Origin of the sequence: Rhodovulum sp., from assembly GCF_011048875.1 — a bacterium.
GTDB classification, from domain to species: domain Bacteria; phylum Pseudomonadota; class Alphaproteobacteria; order Rhodobacterales; family Rhodobacteraceae; genus Rhodovulum; species Rhodovulum tesquicola.
The window spans coordinates 1-4,655 of the sequence record NZ_DSDD01000239.1; the positions used below are offsets into that span (position 1 = coordinate 1).

A 4,655-nucleotide genomic window follows, 5' to 3' on the forward strand; every position below is an offset into this window, starting at 1 on the left:
CCCCCCAGCGATAGGGCAAGAGAGATGAAGACCTACACCGCTACCCCGGCGGAGATCGAGAAGAAGTGGATCGTGATCGACGCCGAGGGCGTCGTGCTCGGCCGTCTCGCCTCGATCGTCGCCATGCGCTTGCGCGGCAAGCACAAGCCCACCTTCACGCCGCATATGGACATGGGCGACAATGTGATCGTCATCAATGCCGACAAGGTACAGATGACCGGCAACAAGCGCGCCGACAAGAAGTACTACTGGCACACCGGCCATCCGGGCGGGATCAAGCACCGCACCGCGGCGCAGATCCTCGAAGGGGCCCATCCCGAACGCGTGGTGATCGCCGCGGTCAAGCGCATGCTGCCGGGCAACCGACTGTCCCGCCAGCAGATGACCAACCTGCGCGTCTATGCCGGGGCCGAGCATCCGCATGTCGCGCAGAACCCCGAAGCGCTGGACGTCAAGTCCATGAACAAGAAAAACACCCGGAGCGCGTGATGGCCGAAGATCTCAAATCCCTCGACCAGTTGAAATCCGTTTCGGGCGACGCGGCCGTGATGACCGATGCCGAGGCACCTGCCGCGCCGGTCCGCGACGAGCTGGGCCGCTCCTATGCCACGGGCAAGCGCAAGGATGCGGTCGCCCGCGTCTGGATTCGCCCGGGTTCCGGCAAGGTGTCGGTGAACGGCAAGGACATGAGCGCCTATTTCGCCCGTCCGGTGCTGCAGATGATCCTGCGCCAGCCCTTTCAGGTGGCCGGGGTGTCGGACCAGTTCGACGTGATGGCCACCGTCAAGGGTGGCGGGCTGTCGGGTCAGGCTGGTGCCGTCAAGCACGGGATCTCCAAGGCTCTTCAGCTTTACGATCCGTCCTTGCGTGCGCCGCTCAAGGCTGCGGGTTTCCTGACCCGCGACAGCCGCGTGGTGGAACGCAAGAAGTTCGGCAAGCGCAAGGCTCGTCGCAGCTTCCAGTTCTCCAAGCGTTAAGAAGAACGCCCGGACCGCATCTGCCTATTTTCTGGAAAAGCGCGGTTTCCACCGCGCTTTTTCTTTTTCCCCGCTCCGGCCCACCCTGCGGCCCATCCGCGGCGCAGGCCGCTCATAACGCGTCGATGGGGATATGGGCAATCCACAGCAGCACGCGGAAATACCCCTCAAGGAAGGCGAGAACGAACCCGCCGCCGAAGGCCCAAAGTCCCCAGAGCACCGCCACCACAAGGCTCAGCGGGATCGCCCAGACAAGGCCCAGCGCGAGCGCGGGGCTTTGAGGCGCGCTCTCGATCCATCGCGCGAATGTCGAGCCAAGCGACTGCGGCTGGGAGTGCGGTTGGGGCTGCGACTGCGAATGCGGCCGCGGTTGCGGCTGCGAATGCGAATGCGAGAATCAGCAGCCAGTCGGACAACATGATGCCGACTGGCTGCCGCCAGCTTTCGGGCAACGACGCCGGGAATCAGGATACCGAAAACGCCAAGCGTGGCCGCCCGGTCAGGCCACAGCGCGGCCTCGGGCAGCACCACGAAACTGCCGACCCGCCCCTCGGCGCCGGTCACGATCCATTGGCCCACCAGCAACAGCAGCGAATAGGCCACCGCGATCAGCAGCGCGGTGGCGTAAAGCCGCCAGGTCAGCGCGGCGCGGAAGAGTGTGGGCCAGCCGTCGCGGTCGCCGGCGCCCCGTCGCAGAGCCGGCGCCAGAGCCACATCACGTTGCGCCGGGTCAGCGCGGTGTAGATCTGGGTGTAGCTCGACTTTCTCAGCGTGCCGGCAAGAAATGCCCGGCTCGGCCCGTCCGAGAGCCCCAGGATCGCGAAGAGCCACAGCACCAGGGCCGCGATGGATGCCGCCCGGACTGCCCAATGCGGGCCAAACGCCACCAAAAGCGCCACCGCGCTGCCGGTGACCACGCCCCAGATCGCAAGATTCGTCCGTATATGGTCCTGCTCGCTCACCACCCCTGCCCGATTTTGCCGGTCCGGACGGCTTCAGGACAGGCGGCTTATCACCACTGTCACCTCGGGCCGCTTGCCGATCTCGTTCTCGGTGGTGCGTCGTGCGAGGATCCGCAGGTCCTTTTCCAGCAGATCCTCGTCAGTCAAGAGCCGGTCGTCGGCACGGTCCAGAAAACGCTCCAGCGCCTGTTCCAGAACTTCGGACAGCGGCGCGCCGCCGGGCACGGTCTCGGGCAGCCCCGACAGTTCCACCCAGGGCTCGCCCAGCGGCGCGTTGTCCTCGTCAAGGATCAGCGTCACCGTGACATGCCCGTTCAGCGCCATCCGGATGCGATCGCGCACGATCCCGTCCATCGCTCCGATCTGCACCTTGCCGTCCAGATAGGTGCGGCTCGTCTCGACATGGCCAGCCACGACCGGCACTTCGCCGGTCAGGTCCAGAAGCGTGCCGTTCGGCGCCAGCGCGGCAGCCAGCCCGTTCTCGGCGGCAAGCTTCACATGCTCGCGCAGGTGGCGGTGCTCGCCATGCAGCGGCACCACCATCTGCGGCGCCACAAGCTTGTGGATCAGCGCCAGGTCCGGACGGTTGGCATGGCCCGACACATGGTAGAGATCTGCGTCGTCATCGACCACATCCACCCCCGTCTCGGAGAAGGAATTGATGATGCGCAGCACGTCGCGTTCATTGCCGGGAATGGTCTTGGACGAGAACAGGAACAGATCGCCTTCCTTCAGTTCCAGTCCCAGATACTTGCCGCGCGACAATTGCGCAGAGGCTGCGCGCCGCTCGCCCTGGCTGCCGGTGACGATCAGCATCAGGTTCTCGCGCGGGATACCGGCGGCCATTTCGGGCGGTACGGTCGGCGGGAAATCGGTCAGCAGGCCCGACTCGACGCCCGCCTCGATCATCCGCCGCATTGCCCGGCCCATCAGGCAGACCGACCGGCCAGCCGCGCGCCCGGCCTCGGCCAGGGTACGAACGCGGGCGATGTTCGACGCGAAGGTGGTGGCCACGACCATGTGCGGTGCGCGCTCCACCAGTTGCCGGATCGCGGGACCCAGCGTCGCCTCGGACCGGCCCGGGTGCGGCGAGAAGACATTGGTCGAATCGCAGGCCAGAACCTTGACGCCGGGTTTCGCCACCTCCTCCCACAATGCGCGGTCGAAAGGCTCGCCCACCAGCGGGGTCGGGTCGAGCTTGAAATCGCCCGTATGCACGATGCGGCCAGCCGGCGTGTCGATGACCATGGACGAGCTTTCCGGGATCGAATGCGACACGGGCAGGAAGGACACGGTGAACGGCCCCGCCTCGATGCGATGCGGCCAGGGCTCGACCACGGTGACCTTGGCCGGGTCCTGTCCCCGCTCTTCCATCTTGCGCGCGGCATGCAGCGCGGTGAAGGGGCGTGCATAGACCGGCGCGCGCAGGCGCGGCCATGCAAGGCCCAGTGCGCCGACGTGATCCTCGTGGGCATGGGTGATGAAGATCGCCTCCAGCCGGTCGCGGCGTTCCTCGAGCCAGGCGATGTCGGCATAGATCAGGTCGACCCCGGGCGAGTTGTCCATGTTGGGGAAGGTCACGCCGATATCGACGAGGATCAGCCGCTCCTCGCCCGGCGCACCATAGCCGTAGACATAGGCGTTCATCCCGATTTCGCCGGCACCACCGAGCGGAAGGTAGATAAGTCGTTCGCTGCTCATTCTGCCCCGTTTTTCTTGTTATAGACATGGATCACGGTCAGGCCGTGCATGGTCAGGTCGTCTTCGACAGTGTCAAATAGCGCGTCGCCCTGGGCGAACAACGGGGCAAGCCCGCCGGTGCCGACGACGCGCATCGGCGCCTCGTGTTCGGCGCGAATCCGCATACATATCTCGCGCACCAGCCCGACATAACCCCAGAAGATGCCCGATTGCATGCAGGCCACCGTGTTGGTGCCGATCACCTGTTGCGGGCGCGTCACGTCGACATGCGGCAGCGCCGCGGCCGCCATGTGCAGCGCCTCGAGCGACAGGTTCACCCCGGGCGCGATCACGCCGCCGATATAGGCCCCGTCATGGGCCACCACGTCAAAGGTGGTGGCGGTGCCGAAATCGACCACGATCAGGTCGCCGCCATGCCGGTCGAAGGCCCCCGCGGCGTTCACCAGCCGGTCGGGGCCGACGTTCGTGCCCTGGTCCACGCGCGGCGCGTGCGGCAGCAGGCAGTCGGGCTTGCCCACCACCAGCGGGCGCGCGTTGAAATAGCGGTCGGCAAAGACACGCAGGTTGAACACGACGCGCGGCACTGAGGACGAGATGATGACATCGGTGATGCGCATCTCGATCCGGTGGTGTTCCAGAAGCGTCGAGAACCAGACGAAATACTGGTCCGCCGTGCGCGTATGCTCGGTCGCGGTCCGGAGCGTGCAAAGAAATCTTTCGCCGTCCCAGATCGAGAAGACGGTATTGGTATTGCCGCAGTCGATGCACAGAAGCATGGGCAGCCCTTCAGAAGAACACGTCGGCCGCGGCGATGGTGCGCCGCCCGCCCGCCGTCTCTAGGACAAGCTGGCCGTCCTCGTCCACCGTGACGAAGGTCCCGGTCAGCTCCTCAGTGCTGGTGCGCGCGGTGATGCTCTGGCCCAGCCGCGCGGCGCGGTCAAGCCAGGCCGCGCGGAGGGGGCCGAACCCGTGGCTGCGGAAGAACGCATCCTGATGGGCCAGGTGCTCAGCCAGG

At 66.0% G+C, this 4,655-nt stretch carries 6 protein-coding genes and 1 pseudogene; 2 read left to right on the forward strand and 5 right to left on the reverse strand.

Features of this window, described 5'->3' with window-relative positions; genetic code table 11:
* Positions 1–24 precede the first annotated feature (24 nt).
* Complete coding sequence (gene rplM, locus ENN83_RS08390) at positions 25–489, forward strand: 50S ribosomal protein L13 (RefSeq protein ID WP_287185915.1); 465 nt, start codon at positions 25–27, stop codon at positions 487–489.
* Positions 489–977, forward strand: a complete 489-nt coding sequence (gene rpsI / locus ENN83_RS08395) for a 30S ribosomal protein S9 (RefSeq protein ID WP_253089241.1) — start codon at positions 489–491, stop codon at positions 975–977. The genes rplM and rpsI overlap by 1 nt, the downstream gene beginning before the upstream one ends.
* 234 nt (positions 978–1,211) lie before the next feature.
* On the opposite strand, the gene ENN83_RS08400 is transcribed toward rpsI, so the two are convergent.
* The 5 genes and pseudogenes from ENN83_RS08400 to ENN83_RS08420 form a co-directional block, all read right to left on the reverse strand.
* On the reverse strand, positions 1,212–1,580 hold the full coding sequence (locus ENN83_RS08400; RefSeq protein ID WP_287185917.1) for a hypothetical protein: 369 nt from the start codon (positions 1,578–1,580) through the stop codon (positions 1,212–1,214).
* 35 nt (positions 1,581–1,615) lie between these two features.
* Complete coding sequence (locus tag ENN83_RS08405) at positions 1,616–1,939, reverse strand: hypothetical protein (RefSeq protein WP_287185918.1); 324 nt, start codon at positions 1,937–1,939, stop codon at positions 1,616–1,618.
* A gap of 33 nt (positions 1,940–1,972) precedes the next feature.
* A complete protein-coding gene (locus ENN83_RS08410; protein WP_287185920.1) occupies positions 1,973–3,640 on the reverse strand; it encodes a ribonuclease J in 1,668 nt (555 codons plus the stop codon).
* Positions 3,637–4,416, reverse strand: a complete 780-nt coding sequence (locus tag ENN83_RS08415; RefSeq protein WP_287185922.1) for a type III pantothenate kinase — start codon at positions 4,414–4,416, stop codon at positions 3,637–3,639. Before ENN83_RS08415 ends, ENN83_RS08410 begins: the two co-directional genes overlap by 4 nt.
* A 10-nt stretch (positions 4,417–4,426) precedes the next feature.
* Positions 4,427–4,655: pseudogene (locus tag ENN83_RS08420) on the reverse strand (biotin--[acetyl-CoA-carboxylase] ligase); the annotation flags it as partial.